The organism is Streptomyces sp. M2CJ-2, assembly GCF_016757295.1.
Lineage (GTDB): Bacteria > Actinomycetota > Actinomycetes > Streptomycetales > Streptomycetaceae > Streptomyces.
In genome coordinates, this window is sequence record NZ_JAESIF010000005.1 from 183,933 (window position 1) to 207,060 (window position 23,128).

The following is a 23,128-nucleotide window of genomic DNA, read 5'->3' on the forward strand; positions in this document are numbered from 1 at the left end:
CCCACTGGTCTGTCGTCCCCGTGGGACGTCGCGGTGGGGTGGCGGTCGGGCGACGGGCGGAAGACTTCTATAGTGACCCAAGCCGGGGGCGAATAATTCCGGAGCCCGGCACCGGGCACCGCCCGGGGCAGGCGTCCCCCCTTTTCCCGCCGAGGAGACGATCATGAGTACGGCGAGCACGCGACCGCCCGAGGGCCGGTACGGCCGCACCTCGGACGAACGTGCCGACCGCACCCTCAAGATCGTCGGAGCGGGCCTGGCCGCGGTGATGCTGGCGCTGATCGGCTGGTTCGGCTACCACTACGTCGCGGGCAGCCGGATCAGCGGCGAGATGATCGGTTTCGACACCGCGAAGGACACGGTGCGGGTGCGCCTGGAGGTCCACAAGGACGCGGGTGTGGACGGCTACTGCACGGTGCGCTCCCAGGCCGTGGACGGTGCCGAGGTGGGCCGTGCCGACTTCCGCTTCGACGGGGACGGCACCCGCTTCGACGAGGTCGTCACGCTCCGCACGACCTCCCCGGCCGCGACGGCCGAGCTCCTCGGCTGCCACGCCGACTGACTCCGGCCGGCTCCGGAGGGCCCACCCGCTGCCGGGGACCGGTGTCGCGAGCGACACAGGGCCGCTGACCTGCGCAAAAACAGCTCCGATGGCATATGTCCTCCCCCTTTGGCCGCTGAATTGTTAGGCTCGTGGTTTCGCCCATCCGTGGAGGAACATCCTTCAGGGAGGGCGTTGCTTTGTATTCCAGCACCTACGAGGAGCACCAGTGACCCAGACCAGCGAGAACGCCACCTGGCTGACGCAGGAGGCGTACAACAAGCTCAAGGACGAGCTTGCATACCTTACTGGTCCCGCGCGTACGGAGATCTCCGCCAAGATCGCCGCCGCGCGCGAGGAGGGCGACCTGCGGGAGAACGGCGGGTACCACGCGGCCAAGGAGGAGCAGGGCAAGCAGGAGCTCCGCGTGCGGCAGCTCACCCAGCTCCTCGAAAGCGCCAAGGTAGGTGAGGCGCCGGCAGCCGACGGTTCGGTGGCGCCGGGCATGGTCGTGACGATCGCCTTCGACGGCGACGAGGACGACACACTGACCTTCCTCCTCGCCTCGCGCGAGTACGCGAGTGCGGACATCGAGACGTACTCCCCGCAGTCCCCGCTGGGTGCCGGGGTGTCCGGCCACAGGGTCGGCGAGACCGTGGAGTACGAGCTGCCGAACGGCAAGACGGCCTCCGTGAAGATCCTGAATGCCGAGCCGTACAAGGGCTGACCCACGGCCCACGGCTCAAGACCGTGAGGGTGCCCCCGGCGCCGTGCCCGCCGCGGGACGCGTGAGCGTCCCCACCGCGGTGCCGGGGGCTTCGTCATGCCGTCGCCGAGCCGCGCGGGCCGGGCACCGGGTCGGTCAATGACCGTGCAGGACCGTGTGACCCGCGTCCCGCAGGGCCTGTTCGACCTCGGCGCAGTGCTCCGGGCCCTTCGTCTCCAGGTGCACTTCGACCTCCACTTCCGTGAGCCCGAGCCGCGGATCGGTCCGCACATGGCTCACGTCGAGGACGTTGGCGTCCACCACCGACAACGCCCCGAGCAGCGACGCGAGAGCGCCCGGCCGGTCCGTCAGCCGCAGCCGGACGGCCAGGTAGCGGCCCTGTGCCGCCATGCCGTGCCGCAGCACCCGCTCCATCAGCACCGGGTCGACGTTGCCACCGGACAGCACGGCGACGACCGGGCCCGCGAACGTGTCGGGGCGGCTCAGCAGCGCCGCGACCGGGCTCGCCCCGGCCGGCTCGACGACCAGTTTGGCCCGCTCCAGGCACAGCAGCAGGGCGGCGGACAGCTCGCTCTCGGTGACCGTGCGGACCTCGTCCACCAGGTGCTCGACGATCCCGAACGGCACGTCGCCGGGCCGCCCCACCTTGATGCCGTCGGCCATCGTCGCCGGATCGCGCACCGACACCGGGTACCCGGCCGCCAGTGAGGGCGGATACGCCGCCGCGCCCGCCGCCTGCACCCCGATGATCCTTACGTCCGGCCGCAGCGCCTTCACCGCGACGGCGATCCCGGCGATCAGCCCGCCGCCGCCCATGCCGACGACGATCGTGCGCACCTCGGGGCACTGCTCCAGGATCTCCAGGCCCACGGTGCCCTGGCCCGCGATGACGTCGGGGTGGTCGAAGGGGTGGATCAGCACGGCGCCCGTCTCGTCCGCGTACTCCTCGGCGGCGGCCAGTGCCTCGTCGACCACCTGGCCGTGCAGGCGCACCTCGGCTCCGTACTCCCGGGTGGCGCTGATCTTCGGCAGCGGAGCGCCCTTCGGCATGAACACCGTCGACCGCACCCCGAGCAGCGAGGACGCGAGCGCGACGCCCTGTGCGTGGTTGCCGGCGCTCGCCGCGACCACACCGGCGGCGCGCTGCTCGGGCAGCAGCCCGGCGATCCGGACGTACGCGCCGCGCAGCTTGAACGACCCCGTCCGCTGGAGGTTCTCGCACTTAAGGTGCACCGGTGTGCCCACCGTCCGGGACAGGTGCCTGCTGCTCTCCATCGCGGTCACCCTCGCCACACCCGAGAGCATCTTCCGGGCGCCGCGCACATCGTCGGGCGTGACGGTACGAAGGGAGTCAGCCGTGCCGTAGCTCATGACTCCAGCATCGCAGTTCACCGCCGTCGGCGATCGCGGCGGCCGATCCACGGATACGGCTTTGCGCAGCGCCGGTACGCCGGGGCCCCCAGCCGCGTACTCTGTCCCCCAATAAGCAGCCCTCCACGAAGTGAGCCTCCGGCCATGCCCACTACACCTGACATGTCGATGGACATGACGACCGGCGGTGACACCGGTCTTCTCGACACGCTGCAGCACGAGGTGGCGCTGTTCGCCCGGCGCGCCGAACAGACCCGGCTGGGCGGCGTCGGCCAGGTACGCAACTCCATGGACCGCGCCGCCTATCTCCTGCTCAACCGCCTCGACAAAGAAGGCCCGATGGGCGTCAAGGCGCTCGCCGCCGGCATGGGCATCGACTCGTCGACCGTCACCCGGCAGGTGGCCCCGCTGGTGGACACCGGACTGGTGAAGCGCACCTCGCATCCCGAGGACGGCCGGGCGGTCGTGCTCCAGCTTTCTCCGCGCGGGCAGTCGCGTCTGGAGGAAGTGCGCTCCTCACGGCGCCAGTTGATGGCCGACCTGACCCATGACTGGGAGCCGGAGGAGCGCGAGGCGTTCTGCGCGCTCCTCACACGCTTCAACAGCGCGCTCTCCGCGCGGATGTCGGTTCCGGGGGGACCGGGGCCGGAGGACGGCCGGTCGGAGTCCTGATCCGGCTGAACCCGCCGATCCGGCTGAACCCGCCTGATCCGCACGAGAGGTCCTGGGTGCCGGGCAGCCTGCGCGCCGAGCCGTGCACGGCTCTTGACCGCGGGGCCGGCCCTGCCTTGAGATGAGATCGGGTCCCGTCGCACGCGCCCGCCGAAGGCCGTTCGCGGCCGGGACCGGTCCGGGCAGGGTTGTGCGGGAGGCGCGGTTGCCACAGGAGCATGCGTCCCGGGACGCCCGTCGGGCCCGCGAGTTCGAGGCGTTCGTCGCGGGCGCGGGCGGGCGGCTGCTGCACGCCGCCACCCTGCTCACGGGGGAGGCGCGGGACGACAACCCCCACGCGCGGCGCCTGCTGGCCCTGGCGCTGGCCCACACCTACGCGTGCTGGGACCGGCTGCGCGGTGACGATCCCTACGGCTGGGCCCTCCGGTACCTGGCCACCCGCTTCGCCCGTACCGCCTGGCACGAGCGCGGCGGCCTGCTCCGCTCCCGTCCGCACCCCGCGAGCCCGCTGGCCGGGCTCAGCCCGCAGGAGCGTCTGATCCTGGTGCTGCGGCTCTACGAGGATGTCGCCGAGGAGCAGACGGCGGCCCTGCTCGGCCTGTCCACGGACCGGGTCCGCGCGATCTGCAACCGCGCGACGACCGCGGTGCTGGACCGGCGGCGGCGTGCGCCGGCTCCCGCGGTGCGGGGCGTCAGGGCGGTGTCGTCATGAGCTGGGGCCGTGCGGCGGCCGTGCGCCGGCTGCTGGAGCAGGCACCGCCGCCGGTGCCGCCCGACCTGCACACGGAGGCCGTGCGCCGCGGTGCCCGCATGCTGCGGCGCAGGGCGGTCGCCCGCCGCGTGGGGTGGTTGGTGCTGCTCGCGGCGAGCCTGGCCCTCGTGATCTGGGTGCTGACCACGCACCCGTGGGTGGAGCCGCCGTCGGAGACGACCCCACCCCTGACGGGCTGGTGAACCGGCCGGGTGCGAACCGCACCGGAGCCCCCGCGCGGCCTTACCGGCCGAGGGCCTGCTGGAGGTCTTCGAGCAGGTCGTCGATGTTCTCGATGCCCACCGAGAGACGCACCAGGTCACCGGGGACCTCGAGCGCGGAGCCGACCACGGAGGCGTGCGTCATGCGACCGGGGTGCTCGATCAGCGACTCGACGCCGCCCAGGGACTCGCCCAGCGTGAACACCTCGGCCCGGTTGCAGACCTCGACGGCCGCCTCCTCGCCGCCCTCCACGCGGAAGGAGACCATGCCGCCGAAGGACCGCATCTGCTTGGCGGCGACCTCGTGGCCGGGGTGCTCCGGCAGCCCCGGGTAGAGGACGCTCGTCACGCGCGCGTGCCGGCTGAGCATGTCGGCGACCTTGGTGGCGTTCTCGCTGTGCCGGTCCATGCGCACCGAGAGCGTCTTGGTGCCGCGCAGCACCAGCCAGGAGTCGAACGGCCCGGCGACCGCGCCCATCGCGTTCTGGTGGTAGGCCAGCTCCTCGCCGAGCTCCGCGTCGCCGGTGATCAGGGCGCCGCCGACGACGTCCGAGTGACCGCCCATGTACTTGGTCAGGGAGTGCACGACGACGTCCGCGCCGAGCGCGATCGGCTGCTGGAGGTAGGGCGTGGCGAAGGTGTTGTCGACGACGAGGCGGGCGCCGGCGTCCCGGGCGACCTGGGCGACGGCTGCGATGTCGGTGATGCCGAGCAGCGGGTTGGAGGGGGTCTCCACCCACACGACCTTGGTCTTCGGGGTGATGGCGGCCCGGACGGCGGCCGGGTCGCCGGTGTCGGCCACCGACCACTCCACCCCCCAGCGGGCGACGACCTTGGCGAACAGCCGGAACGTGCCGCCGTAGGCGTCGTTCGGGATCACCACGTGGTCGCCGGGGCTGAGCAGCGTACGCAGCAGGCAGTCCTCGGCCGCCAGCCCGGACGCGAACGCGAGGCCGCGGCGGCCGCCCTCCAGGGCGGCGAGGTTCTCCTCCAGCGCGGTCCTGGTCGGGTTGGCGCTGCGGCTGTACTCGTAGCCGCCGCGCAGGCCGCCGACGCCGTCCTGCTTGTAGGTGGACACCTGGTAGATCGGCGGGACCACCGCGCCGGTCAGGGGGTCCGCGGTGTTGCCCGCGTGGATCGCGAGCGTCTCGAAGTGTTGACTGATGTGCCTGTCGCTCATGGGCCCCGAGGGTAGTCCGCGCGCGGTGGACGACGCGTCAGGGAGTTCATCACGCGCCCGGGAGTTTTCCACGGATCAGGCGGCAGGTTGGCCATTCGTCGGCGCGATCTGGTTCGCTGGTGACATGGAAATTCTCTTGGTCCTGCTCGGGCTGGTCATGATCGGCTTCGTGCTGGTGCCGTTCCTCAGGCGCACGCGCGGCGGGATCGCGCAGGTGTCACCCGGCCATCCGGACGCGGCGGATCCGACGGCCTACGGCTTCGCCCGCGAGGAGGAGCTGGACATCCGTATGCCCGGCCCCGACCAGGACCTGCTGGATGTCCTGGACCTGGTCCAGCGCACCCAGGACTATCGCGGGGCGCAGCAGCTGCTGGCCGGTACGGACGCGAGGAGCGAGCTGCGCTGGCAGCGCGTGCAGGCCTTCGCGGGCGCCGCCTCGCTGGAGTTCGCCGCGCGACCCGGCGGGGCCGGTGAGTCGCCGGGCGGGCAGTGGCTGCGGGCGTGGCGCGCCGAGGCGCCCAAGGACGCGGGCGGCGCGGCGGTGCACGCCGAGTTCCTGGTGCAGCAGGCGTGGCGTACGGCGACGCGGGGGACGGACGAGTTCCGGATCATCATGGAGGAGGCGAAGGCGGCGTGCGGTGAGGCGGCGCTGCTGGCCCCCGGTGACCCGGTCCCGTACATCGTGGAGCTCTCGGTGGCCCGCGGACTGGCCTACGAGCAGAAGGACTTCGAGCAGGTCTGGCTGAGGATCCTGGACCGTGCCCCGGCCCACATGGGGGCGCATCTGGCCGCGCTGCACTACTGGTGCGAGAAGTGGCACGGCTCGCGGGAGCTGGCGAACTCGTTCGCGGAGGCCGCGGCGGCACGCGCACCGCAGGGTTCGCTGCTGGCCGCGATGCCGCTGTTCGCCGTGTTCGAGCATCTGCCGGAGGTGAACCTGGTCAGCGGTTTCTACCAGAGCCAGGTGGTGACCAGGGCGGTCCACGGCGCACTGCACGCGGTGCACTCGGCCCGCCCCGACGACCCGATGTCGGCGCACGTCCGGCATCTTCTGGTGTTCTTCCTGGTCCGGGGTGAGCGCTGGGCGGAGGCCATGAACCAGCTGATACACATCGACGGCCATGTCGGCGCGTTGCCCTGGACCCTGTCCCCCGATCCCGCCGCGGAGTTCGCGGTCTACCGGGCCCTGGCGGTCGCGGGCTACGAGGCCAACGGCGGCAGCCCGGCCACGCTGCCGCACTGAGGACCGTTCGCGGCGTGGCGGCCGCGGCCGCGGGCCCGTGGCGCCCCGCATGCGGAGGGCCCGCCGGAAGTCGTGCTTCCGGCGGGCCCTCGCCCGGTGCTCAGCAGGGAGCCGACGGGCGGCTCACTTGCCGTGGTAGGCGTTGTGGATCGAGATCGTCGACTGGTTGCCCTTCTTGTCGGTGATCTTGGCGCGGAAGGAGATCGCCTTCCCCTTGGCGGGGTTCTTGACGGTGATCTTGCCCTTCTTGACGTCGGTCTTCTTCCAGGTCTTCCCGGAGTCGTAGGAGACGTACACCGCGAGCGACTTGAGGTTCTTGCCCTTGGCGGCGCCCTCGACGGTGACCGGGAAGGTGACCTTCTTGCCCGCGGTGACCTTGCTGTCCAGTCCGGTGACCGCCTGGAAGCGGGCCGTGGAGGCGGGCAGTTGCTTCAGACCGGAGGTCTTCTTGGAGCGGAAGGTCCAGCTCGCGTCGATGCGGGTGGACGCGGCGGCGACCTTGGCGCTGCGCTTGACCGAGGTCGTCAGCTTGTAGGCGGCGTCGCCGGAGGGAACCGTGAACTCCTCGTCCCCGAACAGCGGGTCGTCGTGGGAGCCGACCTTGGTGCCGTTGCGGTAGAGGCTGGTGGTGACGGAGGTGAACAGGGAGGAGCCGGGGTTGCCCTTGCCGTCGGCGAACAGCGGGAGGAACCCGTAGATGCTGTTGCGGTCGCGGAAAAGGCCGAACTGCGAGGTGACACGCGGCCCGAAGACGGCCGTGTGCACGGTCCGGGAGTACTTCTTGCCGCCCTTGAGGGCCAGTGAGTCGCCGACGACGTAACCGGCCTCGGTGACCGGCCAGCCGTCCTTGTCGACACCGCCCTGCTGCTCGAAGTCGAGGTCCCACTTCACCCCGCTCGTGGTGGACAGGTACAGGGTGCGGGTGCCGGGCAGGCTCTGCGGGATGCCGATCGAGGAGGCGGAGAAGCTTCCCGGCAGCCAGCCGACGGCGCCGACCGCGCCCTTCTTGCCGCTCGCCGCCGCGCCCAGGCCGACCTTCACCGTGGCCAGTTCGGACGCCTTGTAGGTGCGGGTGAAGCCGGTGGCGAGCTTCTTGACCTTGCCGCCGGCGACGGTGCTGTACTGCGTCTTGGCGCCCTTGCTCCAGTGGGCGTCCCACTGCTGGCTCAGTGAGCCGTCGGTGATCTGCGGCCCGAGGTGGGCGGAGCGGAAGTCGGCGTACGAGTCCAGCCACCAGCCGAAGCCGTAGGCGGAGTCCTTCGTCTCCACGGTGTAGTCGGCCGAGGCGAACTCCGACTTGGCCGCCTTGTCCGGCACGGTGATCTTCACCGGCTTGGCCTTGCGGGCGTCCACCGTGACGGTGGTGTTCTTGGTGACGCTCAGCTTGGGCTGGGCGATCCAGTCGGCGCCCTTCCACTTCTCCGGGTCGGTGCCGACCAGGACGGCGGAGTCCAGGATGTAATCGCCCTTGGGCAGACGGGCGGTGACGGTGCCGTCGGCGTCGTAGGGCCAGTGGAACCTGTCGGCGCCCAGGCCGGAGACGCCGAGGAGGGAGGCGAAGTAGTTGCCGGTCGCCTTGCCGTCACGGCCGAGGAACTTGAGCTTCACGTCGTACGACTCGGCCTCCCGCTGCACCGCCGCGGCCGTGCGGACGGTCTGGCCGCCGCCCGTGGCGACCACGTACGCCGAGTAGGCGCCGTCGACCGTGCCGCCGAGCCGGGTGTCGACGGTGAAGTCGACGGAGGCCCTGCCGCCCGCGGGGACCGTCACCGTGGTGGCGCCCAGGGTGAAGAAGCCGGCCGGGGCGGCCTTGCCCTTGGGGTTGGTGGCGGTGGACGTCAGCTTCAGGGTGACGTCCTCGGTGCCGAGGTTGCGGTAGGTCAGCTGCTTGGTGACCGGCTTGTCGTCGGTGTGCGGCCACTGCTGGACGCCGAAGCTCACCGAGGCCGGGTCGGCGATCACCGTCTGCTGGACGGCCTTGTCGACCTGGATCCGCCCGGAGCCCTGCTCGAACGCCGTGTACGCGCCGCCCTTGGTGGAGCCGGTGAGCGCGCCCTTCAGCTCCGTGTAGGTCCAGTCGGGGTGCTGCTGCTTCAGGAGCGCGGCCGCGCCCGCGACATGGGGGGTCGCCATCGACGTGCCCGAGATGGACATGTAGCCGGCCGGCTTCTCGCCGACCTCCTGGGCGATGAGGTTGCCCTTCGCCGAGGCGGCCGTGATGTCGACGCCGGGCGCGGTGACGTCCGGCTTGACGGCGCCGTCGCCGACGCGGGGGCCGGTGGAGGAGAAGTCGGCGAGCTTGTCCTTGTCGTCCACGGCGCCGACCGTGAGGGCGGCGTCGGCGCTGCCGGGCGAACCGATCGACTCCGGGCCCTCGTTGCCCGCCGCGATGGCGAACAGGATGCCCTTGTCCGCGGAGAGCTTGTTGACCGCCGCCTCCAGCGGGTCGATCTCGGCGGTGTCTCCGCCGCCCAGGCTCATGTTGACGACGTCGGCGCCCTGCGCGGCCGCCCACTCCATGCCGGCGAGGATGCCGGAGTCGTCACCGAAGCCCTCGTCGTCGAGGACCTTGCCGTTGAGGATCTTGGCACCGGGGGCGACGCCCTTGTACTTGCTTCCGGCCTTTGCGCCGGTACCGGCCGCGATCGAGGCGACGTGGGTGCCGTGGCCGACCTTGTCGCCGGTGCTCGACGAACTGCTGAAGTTCTTGGACGCGGTCACCTGGCCCTTCAGGTCCGGGTGGGTCGCGTCGACACCGGTGTCCAGGACGGCGATCTTCACGCCCTTGCCGTCGTAGCCGGCGGCCCACGCCTTGGGGGTGCCGATCTGCGCGACGGACTTGTCCAGGGCGGCCTTGCGGACACCGTCGAGCCAGACGTGGGCGATGCCGGACGCGGTCCGGTCGCCGTCGGTGACCGCCTTCCACAGGTCGGGCGTGTCCTCGTGCGGGGTCTGCACCGCGTCCGCGTTCAGGGCGCCGAGGGTCCGGCGGAGGTCGGCCGCCTCGCGGACGTCGGACTTCGCGGCGGCGGCACGCCCCTGGTACCCGACGATGACCTTCAGGCCCCGCTGCTGGGAGCGGCGGGTGGCGTCCTTGCCGAGTTCGGTGATGTCGAAGAGCCGCCGGTCGAGCTTGCCGCTCGCGACCAGCCGGGCGGCGTCCGCCGGCAGCACATGGGTGTGGCCGCCCGACCTGTGGATCTGGACGGGTATGTGCTCCCTCCCCTTGGCCCGCTCCAGGCCGACCACGCGGCCCTTGGCGTCCACGGCGACCCGGTCACCGGTGATGAGGGTGATGCGGTGCTTGGCCTTCGGCGAGGACGACGCCTTCGCCTGCGCCGCGTTCGTGTGGGCCGGCCCGGACGCCCCGGCGGCCGTACCGGCCGCGGTGCCCGCCGCCGTCCGTTCCCCGTTCGCCGACGCCGGACCGGTCATGCCCGCCACGAGCGCCACGGCGGCTGCCGTGGCGACCGTGGCCGCGCCCGTCGCGCGCGCTCTCTTGAATTGTCTGCGCAAGGTTCCCCCTAGCGGAGTCTCCGGGCGAATTCCCCTTCACCCGAACGGGGGTGGTCTCGTACGCGTGTGCGCACCCCCCCGGGTCACGCAGTATGCCGAGTGGTGATCAAACGCCTCAAGAGGCCCAGGAGAAGAACACCGAGTCGTCGGGTATCTGTGACACCACTGCCGGAACTCCGTTACCTGATCGACGGGTTGAGGCCGCCCGGACGTCCGCGCGGGCCGTGTGCCGAGTGGCGGTCACGCCCCGGTCGTCCCCCGGTCACGCCCCGGCCGCGCGCTCTCCGGCCGCGTTGTCAGTGGCCGGGGATAGCTTCGATCGTGTCGGCGCCGAAGTGGCGTGGACGTCCCCTTTCTCATGCATGGGAGATGGTGCGTTGTCCGTCTGGGAGAAGTCGAGCACGGCGCGGGTGGTGCCGCCCGCGAGGCCGCGGAAGCTGTCCAAGGTGCCGTTCGTCGAGCTGGCGGACGGGCGGCTGCAGGGAGTGGTGTCCAGCGGGTCGGACATCGGGCGCGTGTATGTGTCGTCCGTCGTCGCCGGAACCTACGCGTTCGCGTGCAGCACCAACAACAACCGCCCCTGCGGCGGCGCGCGCGGGTGGTTCTGCAACCACATCCAGGCGCTGATCGACGAGGCGGTGGTGCAGTACGGCGCCGAGCGCGTGGCCCGGTACCTGAAGGTCGAGGTGGCCGACGGCGAGCTCGACGAGGACTCCGTCACCGCCGCCATGCGGCGTACGAGGCCCCCGCAGGGCGACAAGTCGGCCGCGGCGTCCGTGTTCAGCCGGTTCCTGCGGCACCTGGCATACCTCGAGCTCGCCCCGAGCACCGCGCCGCTGCCCGAGATGCAGTGGTTCCCGACGACGAGGGCGGCGGCCTGATGCGCACCGATCTGCTGTTCGACGGCATCGACGGTCTCGACGAGGCCCTGGCGGCCGTGGACGCCTTCGACGCGGCGCTCGTCGCCGGTCTGCTCCGGCCGCGGCCCGAGCAGGCCGCCGGTGTGATGGAGTTGGCCGACGCCGTGGCCGGGACCCCGCTCACCACGCGGGTCGGCGAGGCGGCCGACAAGACGGCGGCCGGGGCCGCGGGCGAGGACCACTTCGTCGCGCTGGCCGCCGCCCGCTGCGCGCTGCTCGGTTCCGTGCACGACGCGCTGACCGCTCGCGTGGCGGAGGCCGTCGGCCGTCCCCGTGCCGAGGAGGCCGCCTCGGCCGGGGCCGACGGCGCGGACCACGCGGCGAACCTGCTCGCCGCCGCCCGCAGTTGGCTGTGCGACCTGGCGCGCGCCGGCTGGCAGGGCATCGACCACGAGCTGGTCTCCGGTGCCGCACCCGTCGTCTCCGCGATGCTGCCCGACCCGGCGCTGCGCCGACAGGCCACCCTGCTGGACGGATTCGCCGCCGAACTCGCCGCGTCCTGCCCGGGAGCCACCCTGGAGCGGATCCCGGTGCGCCGGTGGGCGGACCTGTGGTCACGGGCCCTGCTGCTGACCGTGCCTCGAGCGACCGGCAGCTCCGCGAGGGGCACGGCCACCGGCCGCCTGCTGCCGCTCGGGGTCGACGTGCAGGAACACGCGACCGCCGTACAGGCCCAGGTGCACGCGGTGTTCGAGCCCGCCGACGGCTCCGCGCCCCGGCTGGTGCGGGCCGCCGCGTCCGCTCCGAAGCCCGACACCGTCGTCGGGGCCGGTCTGTGGCAGCTGCTGCGCCCGCACCTGGCCCTGCTGACCGCCGTGAGCGAGGGTCGCGCGATGGACCTCGACGCCATGCCCGTCACCGCCGAGGACGACCTGCTCTGGGACGACGCGCACGCCCGCATGGGCGAGCCCGCCGACGCCTTCACCACCGCGCGCGTGGCCCTGCCCACAGCCGCCGCGTCGGCGACCGCGCCGCTGGACCGGCACCCGGCCCGGATCGCCGTTCCCGTCCTGCTGGAGGGCTACGAGGTGCACCAGGACGACGACGGGACGGCGTTCGAGATCGCCGGACACCGCCTGGCCGTCGACACCGACCGGGCACCCGCCGCCGGCCCGCTCACCGCGGAGGCCGTCGCCGCGTCCGTCGCGTGCGTGGCGCTGCTCCGCTGGGACGCCGGGGAGTTCCACGTCCAGCCGCTGGCCGTGGAGAAGACCGTGCGGAAGAAGCCCGTCGCCGTCCACGCCGGCGCGTGGGCCGGGGGCACCACCGACAAGGCCGGTGTCCGCGCGGAGAAGGCCGCCACCGGCGCCGTCGACGCGCTCCGCGAACGAGCCGGAAGGCTGCTGCGGAAATGACCGATCCCACCACCGCTCCGGCCGCCGTGCCCGAGCCGCACGACAACCGGCGCCAGGTGCTGTACTGGCGGCTGCTGGCCCGGCTGTTCGACCCGGAGGAGCAGGCCTCGCTGGAATCGGCGAGCCTGGCCGTGGTCGAGGACATCGGACTGCCGCCCGCGCTGCTCGACCCGGGCGCCTCCGTCGACTCCGTGGTGCAGCGGCACCCGGAGCTGGCCGCCGAGTTCGACGGGCTGATGGCCCCCGAGCCGGAGGACGACGACGCCCGCGACCGGGCCGCCGAGGTGCGGCGCGCGGCCCTCGTCTCCAAGGTCCTGCTGAACGTCTTCTCCACCGGCTCCGGCGCCGTCACCGCCGAGCAGCTGGCCCGCTGGCAGTCCGACGCGGGCTGGCTGGAGCGGGCGCTCGGCTGCCGGCCCGGCGAGCTGCGGGGCGGACGCGGCGGCGCGAGCGGCACAGGCGGCGTCGGCGGCGGTCTCGGTGCGGGTGGCCGGGGCGTCGGCCCGACCGGCAGCGGCGGTGGCGGGCGCACCCCCGACCTCAGCCGGCTGATCCCCGCCATCGGCCCGGAACTCGGCTCCCTCGAGGCCGGTCTGGTCAAGCGGATGCGGCTGCGCGAGGTGCTGGCCGATCCGCAACTGGCCGCGCGGCTGACGCCGAGCATGTCCCTGATCGAGCAGTTGCTGCGGGACAAGGACAACCTCTCCGGTGTGGCCCTGGCGAACGCCAAGTCGCTGATCCGCCGTTACGTCGACGAGGTCTCCCAGATCCTGCGCACCCAGGTGGAGAAGGCCACGGTCGGTGAGATCGACCGGTCCGTCCCGCCCAAGCGGGTCTTCCGCAACCTCGACCTCGACCGCACCATCTGGAAGAACCTCACCAACTGGAGCCCGGAGGAGGAGCGGCTCTACGTCGACCGCCTCTACTACCGGCACACCAGCCGCAGGACGACACCGCAGCGGCTGATCGTCGTCGTGGACCAGTCGGGCTCCATGGTCGACTCGATGGTCAACTGCACCATCCTGGCCTCCATATTCGCCGGGCTGCCGAAGGTGGACGTCCACCTGATCGCCTACGACACCCAGGCGCTGGACCTCACACCCTGGGCGCACGACCCGTTCGAGACCCTGCTGCGCACCCAGCTCGGCGGCGGCACCGACGGCACCGTCGCCATGGCGCTCGCCCAGCCGAAGATCGCCGAGCCGCGCAACACCGTCGTGGTGTGGATCTCCGACTTCTACGAATGGCGCACCGACGAGCTGTTCGAGAGCATGGCCGGCATCCACCGCTCGGGCGCGAAGTTCATCCCGGTCGGTTCGGTGACCAGCGCCGGGCGCGGCAGCGTCAACCCGTGGTTCCGGGAGCGTTTCAAGGACCTCGGCACGCCGGTGATCTCCGGCCACATCAAGAAGCTCGTGCACGAGCTCAAGTCGTTCCTCACCTGATTCCCCTGATTCCTCGGGGTCCTCTGGTCCCTCTGATCTCCCAGTTCCCCCTGTTCCCCCCGAATCTCTTTCTCGAGCACCGAACCGAAAGGCCCTCACCCGATGTCCGACCTGCTGCGCGCGCCCGCCGAGATCAAGTACGCCGAGGAACTGGACTGGCTGGAGTCGGTCGACGACGGCGCCAAGCCGTTCTCCTGGCGGCTGTCCCCGAAGATGGTCCGGCTGTTCATCCTCGGCTCCGAGCGCTCCGACGGCCTGGACCGGGAGATCTCCCAGAAGTGGTTCGGCGACCGGAGCTTCGTCGAGCGTTCCATCGTCACCCTCGCCTCCGACCGCGGTCTGCTCCTGATCGGCGACCCCGGCACCGGCAAGAGCTGGCTGGCCGAGCTGCTGTCCGCCGCGATCAGCCGCAACTCCACCCTCGTGGTGCAGGGCACCGCCGGCACCACCGAGGACCACATCAAGTACTCCTGGAACGTGTCCATGGTCATCGCCAAGGGCCAGTCCCGGGAGTCGATGATCCCGTCGCCGATCATGACCGCGATGGAGGCGGGCTCGATCGGCCGCTTCGAGGAACTGACCCGCTCCACCAGTGACGTCCAGGACGCGCTGATCTCCATACTCTCCGAGAAGTACATCTCGGTGCCCGAGCTGGAGAGCGGCGGCAGCGACAACATCGTCTTCGCCAAGCCGGGCTTCTCGATCATCGCCACCGCCAACAGCCGCGACCGCGGGGTCAACGACCTCTCCTCCGCGCTGAAGCGCCGCTTCAACTTCGTGCGCATCCCGGTCATGACGAACAAGAAGAGCGAGGCGGAGATCGTCCGCTTCCGCACCGAGGAGCTGCTGCGCCGCCACTCGATCGAGCTGGAGGTGCCGCCGACCCTGCTCGACGTGCTGCTGCAGAGCTTCGCCGACCTGCGCGCCTCCGCCGCCGCGGCCGGGAGCGACGACGAGAAGCTGGAGTCCGCGCTGTCGACGGCCGAGCAGATCGGCGTGCTGGAGGACGCCGTGCTGCACAGCAACTTCTTCGGTGAGCGTGCGCTGACCGCCCGTACCCTCGCCTCCTCCCTCGTCGGTTCCCTCGCCCGCCGTGAACCGGAGGACCTGGCCATCCTCAACAAGTACCTGCACGGTGTGGTCGAGCCGCGCAGCAAGGAGCAGGGCGGCTCCTGGCCCGAGTTCCTGGAGGGCGGCCGGGACGCGATCGCCACGCTGTCATGAGCGCCGCACCCAAGAACCCCGCGAACCCCGCGAACTCCGGGAACCCCGGGGACTCCGGGAACCCCGGGGACCCCGAGAACCCGGTCGCCGCGCGGGAGAGCACCTTCGCCGCGCTGCGCGACCAACTCCACGAGGCCGCCGCCACGTTCGCCGGCGGGCCCGACGCACTGGAGGGCATCCTCCTGGGCATGGTCGACGACGTGGACCGCGCGGTGCGCGAGCCGCTGGAGATCTTCCCCGTCTGCCACCACTCGCCCGCCTCCGCCCTCGCGATGGCCCGCCGCCTGCGCGAGAAGCAGCCCAAGGTGGTGTACCTGGAGCTGTGCGAGGACATGGCGCCGCTCCTCACCGAGCTGCGCAACTGCCGGCTCCCGGTGGCCGTCCAGGCGTTCGCGAGCGAGGTGGAGGGTTTCCCGCCCGAGTGGGCGCCGCTGTCGGTGGTCGCGCCGATCACCGAGGCGTCCGCCGAGTACCAGGCGATCGCGTACGCGCTGGACACGCCGGGCGTCGAACTGGTCCTCGTCGACCGGTCCTCCGACCACGTCTTCCAGTGGGACAGCCGGGAGGAGCGCGCCCCGGAGCCGGCCGAGAAGGGCACGGGTGGCACGGACGGCGCAGGCGGTGCGGACGACGAGACCGCGCTGCACGGCGAGGCCGTCGGTGTGGAGATCGGTGACCTGCGGCCGCGCTTCGCCGAGCTGGAGGAGCACCTGCTGCGGCACAGCAAGGTGCGGCACTGGTCGGAGTGGTGGCACCAGTACGTCGAGCTTCCGCTCGGCGACGGCGACCACGAGACCTACCGTCAGGTCATGCTCCTCATCGGCAGCCTGTTCCGGCGGCTCGCCCCCGGTGACGCCTCGCGGGTTCGGGTGGACGAGGACCGCGAGCGGTACATGTGGACCCGGATGCGCGAGCACCTGGCCGCGACCGGCACCGACCCCGAGGACTGCCTGTACGTCTGCGGCGCGTTCCACGCGGCCAGCAGGGTAGAGGAGTTCGGGGTGGCCGGCACCGGCGCGTACGAGATCTCGCCACGCTCGGCCACGACCTGGCAGTACGGTCTGATCCCGTCCAGTCACGCGGCGATCGAGGCGCAGTTCGGCCTCGCCGCCGGCTCGGTGTCCATCGCGGCGACCGAGTGGGCGAAGAGCCTCAGACGCACCCGGGTCCGGCCGTACCGGCTGGAGGGACAGGCCGGGACGAAGAAGTCCCGGGCGAAGCAGACCGCCGTACCGGCCGTGCCGGCTGTGCCTGCCGCCACGGACAAGCTGTCCGGCTTCCTGCGCCGGCCGCCGGTCCTGGACTCCCTGGACGAGGCCGAACTGCTCGGCTGGTCGGTGGACATCGTGCGCGCGGCGCGGCGCAACGGCTACCTGGCCTCCACCGCCGACGCGATCGCGGTCTTCGAGACGTCGATCCTGCTCGCCGGGATGCGGGACCGGGCCAAGCCCACGCCGTACGACTTCCAGGACGCGGCGGTCACCTGCATCGAGAAGGACGCGGTGCCCGGGCGCCGGGACGTGCGGCGGCTCGTCGAGATCATGATGGGCGGCGACCGGATCGGCCAGGTCGGCTACGACTCGCTGCCGCCGCTGGCGCGCGACGTGCACGACCGGCTGGAGCCGCTGGGGCTGAAGCTCCAGCAGCGGGGCGTGCGGCGGGCCCTGCTGGACATGGCCTCCCGGCCTGAGCTGCGGGCCTGCTCCGACGTGCTGTGGATGCTGCGCCGACTGCTGCCGCAGGGCGCGGCCCGGACCGTCATGGGCGAGCGCGGACTCGGCGAGCGGTCGATCCAGGAGTCCTGGGACCTGGCGCTCGGCACCCATCAGCGGGCCCTGATCGAGCTGGGCTACGAGGGCGTCAGCATCGAGCAGGTCCTGGAGCAGCGGCTGCGCCGCGCCGCGTACGCGCCGCAGGCGACGGCGGCGACGGTTCTCGAGGCCGTCGAGGACGCGACGCTGTACCTGGGCGGCCGGCGCCTGGCCGACGAGCTGGGGACGCGCGCACTGGAGGTACTGTCCGCCGAGCGCGGTGTCGACGGCGCGCCGGAGGTGCTGCGCCGGGTACGCCGGCTGCTCGGGTACTACCGGACCAGCGAGCCGGTGCTGCCGCCGTGGATCGAGTCCTTCGTCAAGGCCGGTTACGCGCACTACTGCACGCTGCTGCCGACGGCGTTCACGGACGAGGACGCGACGGTGGGCCAGGTCGCGGCGATGCTGGGCTTCCTGTTCAGCATGGAGAGCCTGGCGCTGTCGCTGGGCTGCGACAGGGCGCAACTGGAGCTGGCGGTCGCGCAGTCCCATCCCGAGGACCCGTCGAAGACGGCTCTGCTGTGGGCGGCGCAGGTGCAGCTCGGCACCCTTTCCCGCGAGCAGTTGCGGGCGCGGTGCGACGAGCTGCTGGCCAACCCGCTGGTGGTGCCCGCGTATCCGCGCTACCTCAGCGGCTTCGTGCACGCGCTGGAGCCGGTGCCGGGCCTGGCGGACGTGGTCGTGGAGGCGGTGTCGAACGCGTTCGGCAGGCTGCCCGACGCGGTGCTGCTGCCGTGGCTGCCGACGCTGATCAGCACGCTGCGGTCGGACGCGGCGGACCTCGCTCCGCTGCTGATCCGCGAGGCCGGGCGGATCTTCCCGGCCCGGCTGGCGGCGCTGGACGCGTGGGTGCCGCCGTGGCGGGCCCCGGCCCCGGCTGCCGTCCGCCGCGCGGGGCGGGCGGCGGAGGAGACACGGCGTGGCGCCGCGCTGCCGGCCGCGTACCCGGCGGCGTTCGACGCGGTGGCGGAGCTGCTGGGCTGCGAGGACGGGTGGGCACCGGCCGCCGCCTTGGCCGCCCCGGCGGGCGTGGCGCTGCTGCCCGCTTACCCGGCGACCTGCGACGCGGTGGCGGAGCTGCTGGGCTGCGAGGACTCCTGGGCGCCGGCCGGGCCGCCCCCGGCGGGCGGTGCCGCCCTCCTGTCCCGCCACCCGGAGTCGGCGACGGCCCTGGTGTCGCTCCTCGCGGGCGGCTGACGGGGCACCTGAGGAGCGACGCGCTTCCGGCCACCGGGTCCGTTCCGGCCGGGAGCGCGTCGCCGTACGCCGTCCGCGTGCCCGGTCAGGCGGCCGGGTTCTCCTTCACCGTGATGCGGCCCTTGCGGATGGTCGCCACCCGCGGTGCCCGTTTCGCCAGGGACGAGTCGTGGGTGACTATGACGAAGGTGAGCCCGAGCTCCTTCCACATGCGGATCAGTACGTCCATGATCTCGTCGCGCATCGACTCGTCGAGGTTTCCGGTGGGTTCGTCGGCAAGCAGCACCTTCGGCTCCTTCACCAGCGCCCGCGCGATGGCCACCCGCTGCTGCTGGCCGCCGGACATCTCGGCGGGCAGGTGCCCGAGCCGCTCACCGAGCCCGACCGACGCCAGCGCCTCGGCGGCCTTCTCCCGCCGCTCCTTGGCCCTCACCCCGAGCGGTACGAGGGCGGTCTCGACGTTCTCCTGCGCGGTGAGGGTCGGGATCAGGTTGAAGGACTGGAAGACGAAGCCGATGTTCTCGCTGCGCACCCGGGTGAGCCGGGCCTCGGGCAGCGTGGCGAAGTCGGTGCCGTCGAGGACGACCTCGCCGGAGCTGGGCCGGTCGAGGCCGCCGAGCATCTGCAGCAGCGTGGACTTGCCGCCGCCGGTGGGTCCCTGGATGACGAGCCGGTCGCCGTCGGGGATCGTCAGATCGACGCCGTCGAGGGCGTGCACGGTTTCCCTGCCGCGGGTGTAGCGCCGGGTGACGCCTCTGAGTTCGTACATGGGTGTGGGTCAACTCCTGTAGTGCTGACGAGCGTGAGGGCCCGGGCCTGCGCCGGGCGGGCGTCAAGCGACGCGGCGCAGCGCGTCCGCGGGCCGGAGGCGGGAGGCGCGCCAGCCGCCGAAGGCACCGGCGACGAGACCGCCGGCCACGGCGAGGCCGACCGCGAGGGCGATGGTGGTGAGGCTGACCGGCGCGGTGAGGGCGACGTCGAGGGTCTTGGCGGCCGCCTGCCGTACGGGACCGGCCGTGCCACCGCCGCCGGGACCACCACCGGGGCCGCCCGCACCGCCCCCTCCGCCGCCGAGCTGGGCCTGAAGGGTGGGGCTGACCGCGGTGACGGCGTACGCGCCCGCCAGCCCCAGCGCGATGCCGAGGGCACCGCCGACCAGGCCGTGCACGACGGCTTCACCGACCACCTGCCGGGTGACCCGGCCCGAGGTCCAGCCCAGCGCCTTCAGCGTGCCGAACTCCCGCACCCGGCGGGAGACCGCCGAGGAGGTGAGCAGTCCGGCGACGAGGAACGCGGCCGCGAGCACCGCGATCGACAGCCACTTGCCGACGCCGGTGGCGAGGGAGGAGGCGGTGGACAGCGAGCCGGAGACGGTGTCCGCGAGGTCGGCGGAGGTGGTGACCGTCGTCCCCGCGATGTTCTTCTGGATGCCCGACTTGACGGCGTCGAGCTGCTGGGAGTCGGTCGCCCTGACGTAGATCGTGGTGACCTTGTCCGGGGCGTCGGCGAGCTTCTGAGCCTGTTTCAGCGGGATGTAGAGGTTGGCGGCGGCGTCCCCGCTGTCGGCGGTGGCGATACCGATGATCTTGTACTTGGTGCCCTTGACCGTGACCGTGTCACCGGTCCCGAGCTTCTTCTCCTTGGCGTGGGCGGAGTCGGCGACGGCCACCTTCGCGTCGGTCTCGCTCGCCTTGAAGGTACGGCCGCTGGTGATCCGGGAGGAGGTCAGCGGGCCGAGTTCCGGTTCGGTGACGTCGGTGCCGTAGACGGAGTAGCTGTTGACGTCGAAGTCGGCACCGCCGCCCTGCACGCGCCCCTCGGGGGCCGGCTGGACTCCGCCCGGCCCTCCCCCCTGACCGCCCTGACCGCCGTCCTGCTGGAACCGGCCGCGGGTGAACTCGCCGCTGACCTTGACGACCTGGAGGCTCAGACCGCCCACCGCGTCGGCGACACCGCTCTGTTCGGCGACCTCGCCCACGGTGGAGCTCGCCAGGGTCTGGAAGCCCTGCACCATGACGTGGTCGGTGCTCTGCTCCTCGCCGGAACCGTCCTCCCGGGCGTCGAAGCGGAAGCGTGGCCGCTCCAAGGCCGTCGAGGCCTCGGCGGCCTTGGTGACCGTCATGTCCGTGCCCAGTCCGTACAGCGACTGCAGGACCTTCTCCTGCGCCTTGCCCATGCCCGAGGACACGGAGTCGACCACGATGACCAGCGCGATGCCGAGTGCGAGACCGGAGGCGACGACGAGGGCCGCCTTTCTGCGGCGGCGCAGTTCGCGCCTCAGGTAGGTGAAGAACATGTGGGCAAGCTAGGGACGGTCCCTGATGAAGTGTTGAGTTCGCGCTGAGAGCCGGATGAGAAGACTCCATGAGAACGACGATGCCGCCGCCCGCCCCTTCGAAGGGGCGGGCGGCGGCATCGTCCAGGTGGAGTGTGCTGCGCCGAGCGGCCGGTGTCAGACCGCCGAACCCGCCTTCCACTGGGCCCAGTCCATGTTCCAGCCGTTGAGGCCGTTGTCCGGGGCGATGGTCTTGTCGCCGGTGTTCTTCACGACGACCACGTCACCGACGATCGAGTTGTCGTAGAACCAGGCGCCCGGCGTGTTCGGGTCGTTGGCGCCCTGGGTGTCGGCCAGACCGATGCAGCCGTGGCTGGTGTTGGCGCTGCCGAAGATGGACTTGGCGCCCCAGTAGTTGCCGTGGAGGAAGGTGCCGGAGTTGCTCAGGCGCATGGCGTGCGGCACGTCCTTGATGTCGTACTCGCCCTTGCCGTCGTCGTCGGTGAAGCCGACGGTCGCGCCGTCCATCCGGGTCTCCTTGAACTTCTCGGAGATGACCATCTGGCCCTCCCACGTCTTGTTCTCGGGGGACCCTGCGGAGATCGGGATCGTCCGGACGGTCTTGCCGTCCTGCATGACCTTCATCTGCTTGGTGTCGGCGTCGACGACCGAGACCTGGTTGCGGCCGATCTTGAAGGTGACCGTCTTCTGCTGGACGCCGTAGACACCCTCGGCACCCTCGACGCCGTCGAGCGCCAGCTTCAGGGTGACGGTGGAGTTCTCCTGCCAGTAGTCCTCGGGACGGCAGTCCATCCGGTTGGCGTTGAACCAGTGACAGGCGACCTCCTGACCACTGGTGCTGGAGACGGTGATGCCCTTCTGGACCTCGGCCTTGTTGGTGATCGCCTTGTCGAAGTTGATCGACACCGGCATGCCGACACCCACGGTCGAGCCGTCGTCCGGGGTGAAGGTGCCGATGAAGCTGTTGTCCGGGGCGACCGTGGTGAACGACGCGTTCTCGTGGGCGGCGCGGCCCTCGGAGTCCTCCGCGCTGACCGACAGCTTGTAGGTGGTGGCGCGCTCCAGCTGGTCGCTGGGCTTCCAGCTCTTCTTGTCGGCGGATATCTCACCCTCGACGGCGGTGCCGTCGGTGGCCGTCATCTCCACCTCGGTGAGGGTTCCCTTGGTCACGGCCACCGCGGCGGAGTTGTTGATGGAGGCGTTGTTCGAGCCGTCCTTCGGCGTGATCTTGATCTGGGCCTCGGAGGTCTTCTTGGCCGCCGCCTCGTCGACCTGGGCCTGCGACGCGCCCTTGCCGTCACCCCCGCCGGAGGCGGTGTCGTCGCCGCCGGAGCACGCCGAGAGCACCATCACTCCACCGAGCAGAGCGGACGCAGCCATCAGACCCCTGCGCCGCTTACCGTCCGTCATCACACGCTTCTCCATCATCGCCGCTTCCCCGAACCCCGCGGGCCTCCGCGCCCGAAGCCGAGAGTCCCCGTCAATCACTCCAACGCTACGACCGGTAGGCCCCGTTCCATACGGGCCACAAATGTGGGGCGTACCACGTCCACAGCGGCCGGGCGGGGTTTCGGCCCGTGCCCCGACTGAGACGTCGTGACCCCGGGCCGCGGTTGCCGCCCGAGGTCACGATTTCCCCCACGCCGCCTCATCCAGTCACATCGACCTGGCGCGACTCCCCTTTCCCTGGTCGCCCCCTCGGCCAACTCCCCGCATTTCCCCGCCTCACCACTACTACCGACTTAGTGCTATTTGTCCGTATTACCCTCTTCGCCCCTATCACCCCTGTCGTCGCTCTTGTCTGACACGACGTAGGTCTCGCCGTCGTCGCCCTCGTCAAGATCCCACTCCGGCGAGTCCGGGTCGTAGTCGATCTGCTCGCTGCTCCACGAGGCCTGCTGGAGTTCCACCCCCGGCACGTCGCCGACCAGATTGAAGGGGTCGACGAGATACGCGAGGGCCTCGGCCGCGTCCTCGCCCACCGCGTTCCGGGCGGGCAGCCGTTCGGCGTCCGTCATGTCGCCGTCGCCCGCGATCCTCGCCAGCGCGGCGCCGGTCACCGCGTCCTCGTCGTCGACCTGGAGAACGAGGTCGACGTGAAGCCTCACAAACCGTGACGTCTCTGGAGTGCTCATGTCCGGAGCGTACGGCTCCGGGACCCGTGACTTTCCTGTGACCCGCGACTTTCACTAACATCACTCCACACGGCCAATTAGCCAGCGCCACAAGGGGATCGATATTCCGTGTCATCCGCTCTCCGTCCGTTGCTGACCGCCACCGCTGCGGGCACCCTGTTGTGCGCCCTGTGGTTCGTCCCGTCCGCCAACGCGACCTCGGACATCCCGGCGGGAGGAACGCCCTCGGCAAGCCCGTCTCCGCAGGTCACGGAGCAGGCGAGGGTCGTGTCCAGCACCTCGTCCATATCGTCGGCGTCGTCCGCACCGGCGGTGTCGTCAGCGACGGCAGTGTCGTCGGCGTCGTCGGCGTCGTCAGTGTCCTCAGGGGGTGTCGACACCGCCGGCGGGCAGGTCAGACTCGCCGACACCGGCAGCTTCAACAGCACGCCGTACGTCCTCGGCGGCACCGCCTGCCTCACCCTCGGCGCGGGCTTCGTCGTCTACTCGGTGCGCCGCGAGCGCCTCGACTTTTGACTCCCTT

19 protein-coding genes are annotated in these 23,128 nt (G+C 71.5%); 12 read left to right on the top strand and 7 right to left on the bottom strand.

Annotated features, from left to right (window positions below):
• Nucleotides 1-163 precede the first annotated feature (163 nt).
• Both JL475_RS07530 and greA read left to right on the top strand, forming a co-directional pair.
• Nucleotides 164-562, top strand: coding sequence for a DUF4307 domain-containing protein (locus JL475_RS07530; RefSeq protein ID WP_202276644.1), 399 nt, complete (start codon nt 164-166; stop codon nt 560-562).
• 208 nt (nt 563-770) lie between these two features.
• Nucleotides 771-1,268 (top strand): transcription elongation factor GreA, encoded by a 498-nt coding sequence (greA, locus tag JL475_RS07535; RefSeq protein WP_202276645.1) that lies wholly within the window; start codon nt 771-773, stop codon nt 1,266-1,268.
• A gap of 135 nt (nt 1,269-1,403) precedes the next feature.
• On the opposite strand, the gene ilvA is transcribed toward greA, so the two are convergent.
• Nucleotides 1,404-2,639 carry a threonine ammonia-lyase gene (gene ilvA, locus JL475_RS07540; RefSeq protein ID WP_202276646.1) on the bottom strand — a complete coding sequence of 412 codons (1,236 nt, stop codon included), beginning with the start codon at nt 2,637-2,639 and terminating at the stop codon, nt 1,404-1,406.
• A 162-nt stretch (nt 2,640-2,801) separates the two neighbouring features.
• On the opposite strand from ilvA, the gene JL475_RS07545 reads away from it, so the two are divergent.
• The 3 genes from JL475_RS07545 to JL475_RS07555 all read left to right on the top strand — a co-directional run bounded on the left by JL475_RS07545 (nt 2,802) and on the right by JL475_RS07555 (nt 4,265).
• Nucleotides 2,802-3,311 (top strand): MarR family winged helix-turn-helix transcriptional regulator, encoded by a 510-nt coding sequence (locus tag JL475_RS07545; protein WP_202276677.1) that lies wholly within the window; start codon nt 2,802-2,804, stop codon nt 3,309-3,311.
• A 205-nt stretch (nt 3,312-3,516) separates the two neighbouring features.
• Nucleotides 3,517-4,023 carry a sigma factor-like helix-turn-helix DNA-binding protein gene (locus JL475_RS07550; protein WP_202276647.1) on the top strand — a complete coding sequence of 169 codons (507 nt, stop codon included), beginning with the start codon at nt 3,517-3,519 and terminating at the stop codon, nt 4,021-4,023.
• Nucleotides 4,020-4,265, top strand: a complete 246-nt coding sequence (locus JL475_RS07555) for a hypothetical protein (protein WP_202276648.1) — start codon at nt 4,020-4,022, stop codon at nt 4,263-4,265. Before JL475_RS07550 ends, JL475_RS07555 begins: the two co-directional genes overlap by 4 nt.
• Nucleotides 4,266-4,305: 40 nt before the next feature.
• Here the strand turns inward: JL475_RS07555 and JL475_RS07560 are convergent, their stop codons facing one another.
• A complete protein-coding gene (locus tag JL475_RS07560; protein WP_202276649.1) occupies nt 4,306-5,463 on the bottom strand; it encodes a cystathionine gamma-synthase in 1,158 nt (385 codons plus the stop codon).
• A gap of 124 nt (nt 5,464-5,587) precedes the next feature.
• Between JL475_RS07560 and JL475_RS07565 the strand changes: the two genes are divergently transcribed.
• A complete protein-coding gene (locus JL475_RS07565) occupies nt 5,588-6,706 on the top strand; it encodes a hypothetical protein (protein WP_202276650.1) in 1,119 nt (372 codons plus the stop codon).
• 123 nt (nt 6,707-6,829) lie between these two features.
• Here the strand turns inward: JL475_RS07565 and JL475_RS07570 are convergent, their stop codons facing one another.
• A complete protein-coding gene (locus tag JL475_RS07570) occupies nt 6,830-10,222 on the bottom strand; it encodes a S8 family peptidase (protein WP_202276651.1) in 3,393 nt (1,130 codons plus the stop codon).
• A 362-nt stretch (nt 10,223-10,584) separates the two neighbouring features.
• Here JL475_RS07570 and JL475_RS07575 point away from each other — a divergent pair, with 362 nt between their 5' ends.
• From JL475_RS07575 to JL475_RS07595, 5 genes are all read left to right on the top strand, one after another.
• On the top strand, nt 10,585-11,103 hold the full coding sequence (locus JL475_RS07575) for a hypothetical protein (protein WP_202276652.1): 519 nt from the start codon (nt 10,585-10,587) through the stop codon (nt 11,101-11,103).
• Nucleotides 11,073-12,497, top strand: coding sequence for a hypothetical protein (locus JL475_RS07580; protein ID WP_307824994.1), 1,425 nt, complete (start codon nt 11,073-11,075; stop codon nt 12,495-12,497). Before JL475_RS07575 ends, JL475_RS07580 begins: the two co-directional genes overlap by 31 nt.
• A complete protein-coding gene (locus tag JL475_RS07585; RefSeq protein ID WP_202276653.1) occupies nt 12,494-13,942 on the top strand; it encodes a VWA domain-containing protein in 1,449 nt (482 codons plus the stop codon). The genes JL475_RS07580 and JL475_RS07585 overlap by 4 nt, the downstream gene beginning before the upstream one ends.
• Nucleotides 13,943-14,044: 102 nt before the next feature.
• Nucleotides 14,045-15,166 carry an AAA family ATPase gene (locus tag JL475_RS07590; RefSeq protein ID WP_202276654.1) on the top strand — a complete coding sequence of 374 codons (1,122 nt, stop codon included), beginning with the start codon at nt 14,045-14,047 and terminating at the stop codon, nt 15,164-15,166.
• A complete protein-coding gene (locus tag JL475_RS07595) occupies nt 15,163-18,174 on the top strand; it encodes a DUF5682 family protein (protein WP_237406471.1) in 3,012 nt (1,003 codons plus the stop codon). Before JL475_RS07590 ends, JL475_RS07595 begins: the two co-directional genes overlap by 4 nt.
• Before the next feature lie 85 nt (nt 18,175-18,259).
• Here the strand turns inward: JL475_RS07595 and JL475_RS07600 are convergent, their stop codons facing one another.
• From JL475_RS07600 to JL475_RS07615, 4 genes are all read right to left on the bottom strand, one after another.
• Nucleotides 18,260-18,943, bottom strand: coding sequence for an ABC transporter ATP-binding protein (locus JL475_RS07600; RefSeq protein WP_202276655.1), 684 nt, complete (start codon nt 18,941-18,943; stop codon nt 18,260-18,262).
• A gap of 63 nt (nt 18,944-19,006) precedes the next feature.
• On the bottom strand, nt 19,007-20,470 hold the full coding sequence (locus tag JL475_RS07605; protein WP_202276656.1) for an ABC transporter permease: 1,464 nt from the start codon (nt 20,468-20,470) through the stop codon (nt 19,007-19,009).
• Nucleotides 20,471-20,626: 156 nt separating this feature from the next.
• Complete coding sequence (locus tag JL475_RS07610) at nt 20,627-21,880, bottom strand: Ig-like domain-containing protein (RefSeq protein WP_202276680.1); 1,254 nt, start codon at nt 21,878-21,880, stop codon at nt 20,627-20,629.
• A 338-nt stretch (nt 21,881-22,218) separates the two neighbouring features.
• Nucleotides 22,219-22,605, bottom strand: coding sequence for a hypothetical protein (locus tag JL475_RS07615; protein ID WP_237406473.1), 387 nt, complete (start codon nt 22,603-22,605; stop codon nt 22,219-22,221).
• A 108-nt stretch (nt 22,606-22,713) separates the two neighbouring features.
• Here JL475_RS07615 and JL475_RS39840 point away from each other — a divergent pair, with 108 nt between their 5' ends.
• The gene (locus tag JL475_RS39840; protein ID WP_307824995.1) at nt 22,714-23,121 is read left to right on the top strand and encodes an LPXTG cell wall anchor domain-containing protein; all 408 of its coding nucleotides are present in this window, start codon (nt 22,714-22,716) and stop codon (nt 23,119-23,121) included.
• Nucleotides 23,122-23,128: the final 7 nt, after the last annotated feature.

Bases quoted from the DNA above. Each gene is read 5' to 3' on its own strand.
- JL475_RS07610 (WP_202276680.1), bottom strand. From the start codon at position 21,880: ATGACGGACGGTAAGCGGCGCAGGGGTCTGATGGCTGCGTCCGCTCTG.
- JL475_RS07555 (WP_202276648.1), top strand. From the start codon at position 4,020: ATGAGCTGGGGCCGTGCGGCGGCCGTGCGCCGGCTGCTGGAGCAGGCA.
- JL475_RS07560 (WP_202276649.1), bottom strand. From the start codon at position 5,463: ATGAGCGACAGGCACATCAGTCAACACTTCGAGACGCTCGCGATCCAC.
- JL475_RS07545 (WP_202276677.1), top strand. From the start codon at position 2,802: ATGTCGATGGACATGACGACCGGCGGTGACACCGGTCTTCTCGACACG.
- JL475_RS07585 (WP_202276653.1), top strand. From the start codon at position 12,494: ATGACCGATCCCACCACCGCTCCGGCCGCCGTGCCCGAGCCGCACGAC.
- JL475_RS07605 (WP_202276656.1), bottom strand. From the start codon at position 20,470: ATGTTCTTCACCTACCTGAGGCGCGAACTGCGCCGCCGCAGAAAGGCG.
- JL475_RS07565 (WP_202276650.1), top strand. From the start codon at position 5,588: ATGGAAATTCTCTTGGTCCTGCTCGGGCTGGTCATGATCGGCTTCGTG.
- JL475_RS07575 (WP_202276652.1), top strand. From the start codon at position 10,585: ATGGGAGATGGTGCGTTGTCCGTCTGGGAGAAGTCGAGCACGGCGCGG.
- JL475_RS07590 (WP_202276654.1), top strand. From the start codon at position 14,045: ATGTCCGACCTGCTGCGCGCGCCCGCCGAGATCAAGTACGCCGAGGAA.
- ilvA (WP_202276646.1), bottom strand. From the start codon at position 2,639: ATGAGCTACGGCACGGCTGACTCCCTTCGTACCGTCACGCCCGACGAT.
- JL475_RS07530 (WP_202276644.1), top strand. From the start codon at position 164: ATGAGTACGGCGAGCACGCGACCGCCCGAGGGCCGGTACGGCCGCACC.
- JL475_RS07600 (WP_202276655.1), bottom strand. From the start codon at position 18,943: ATGTACGAACTCAGAGGCGTCACCCGGCGCTACACCCGCGGCAGGGAA.
- JL475_RS07615 (WP_237406473.1), bottom strand. From the start codon at position 22,605: ATGAGCACTCCAGAGACGTCACGGTTTGTGAGGCTTCACGTCGACCTC.
- JL475_RS07595 (WP_237406471.1), top strand. From the start codon at position 15,163: ATGAGCGCCGCACCCAAGAACCCCGCGAACCCCGCGAACTCCGGGAAC.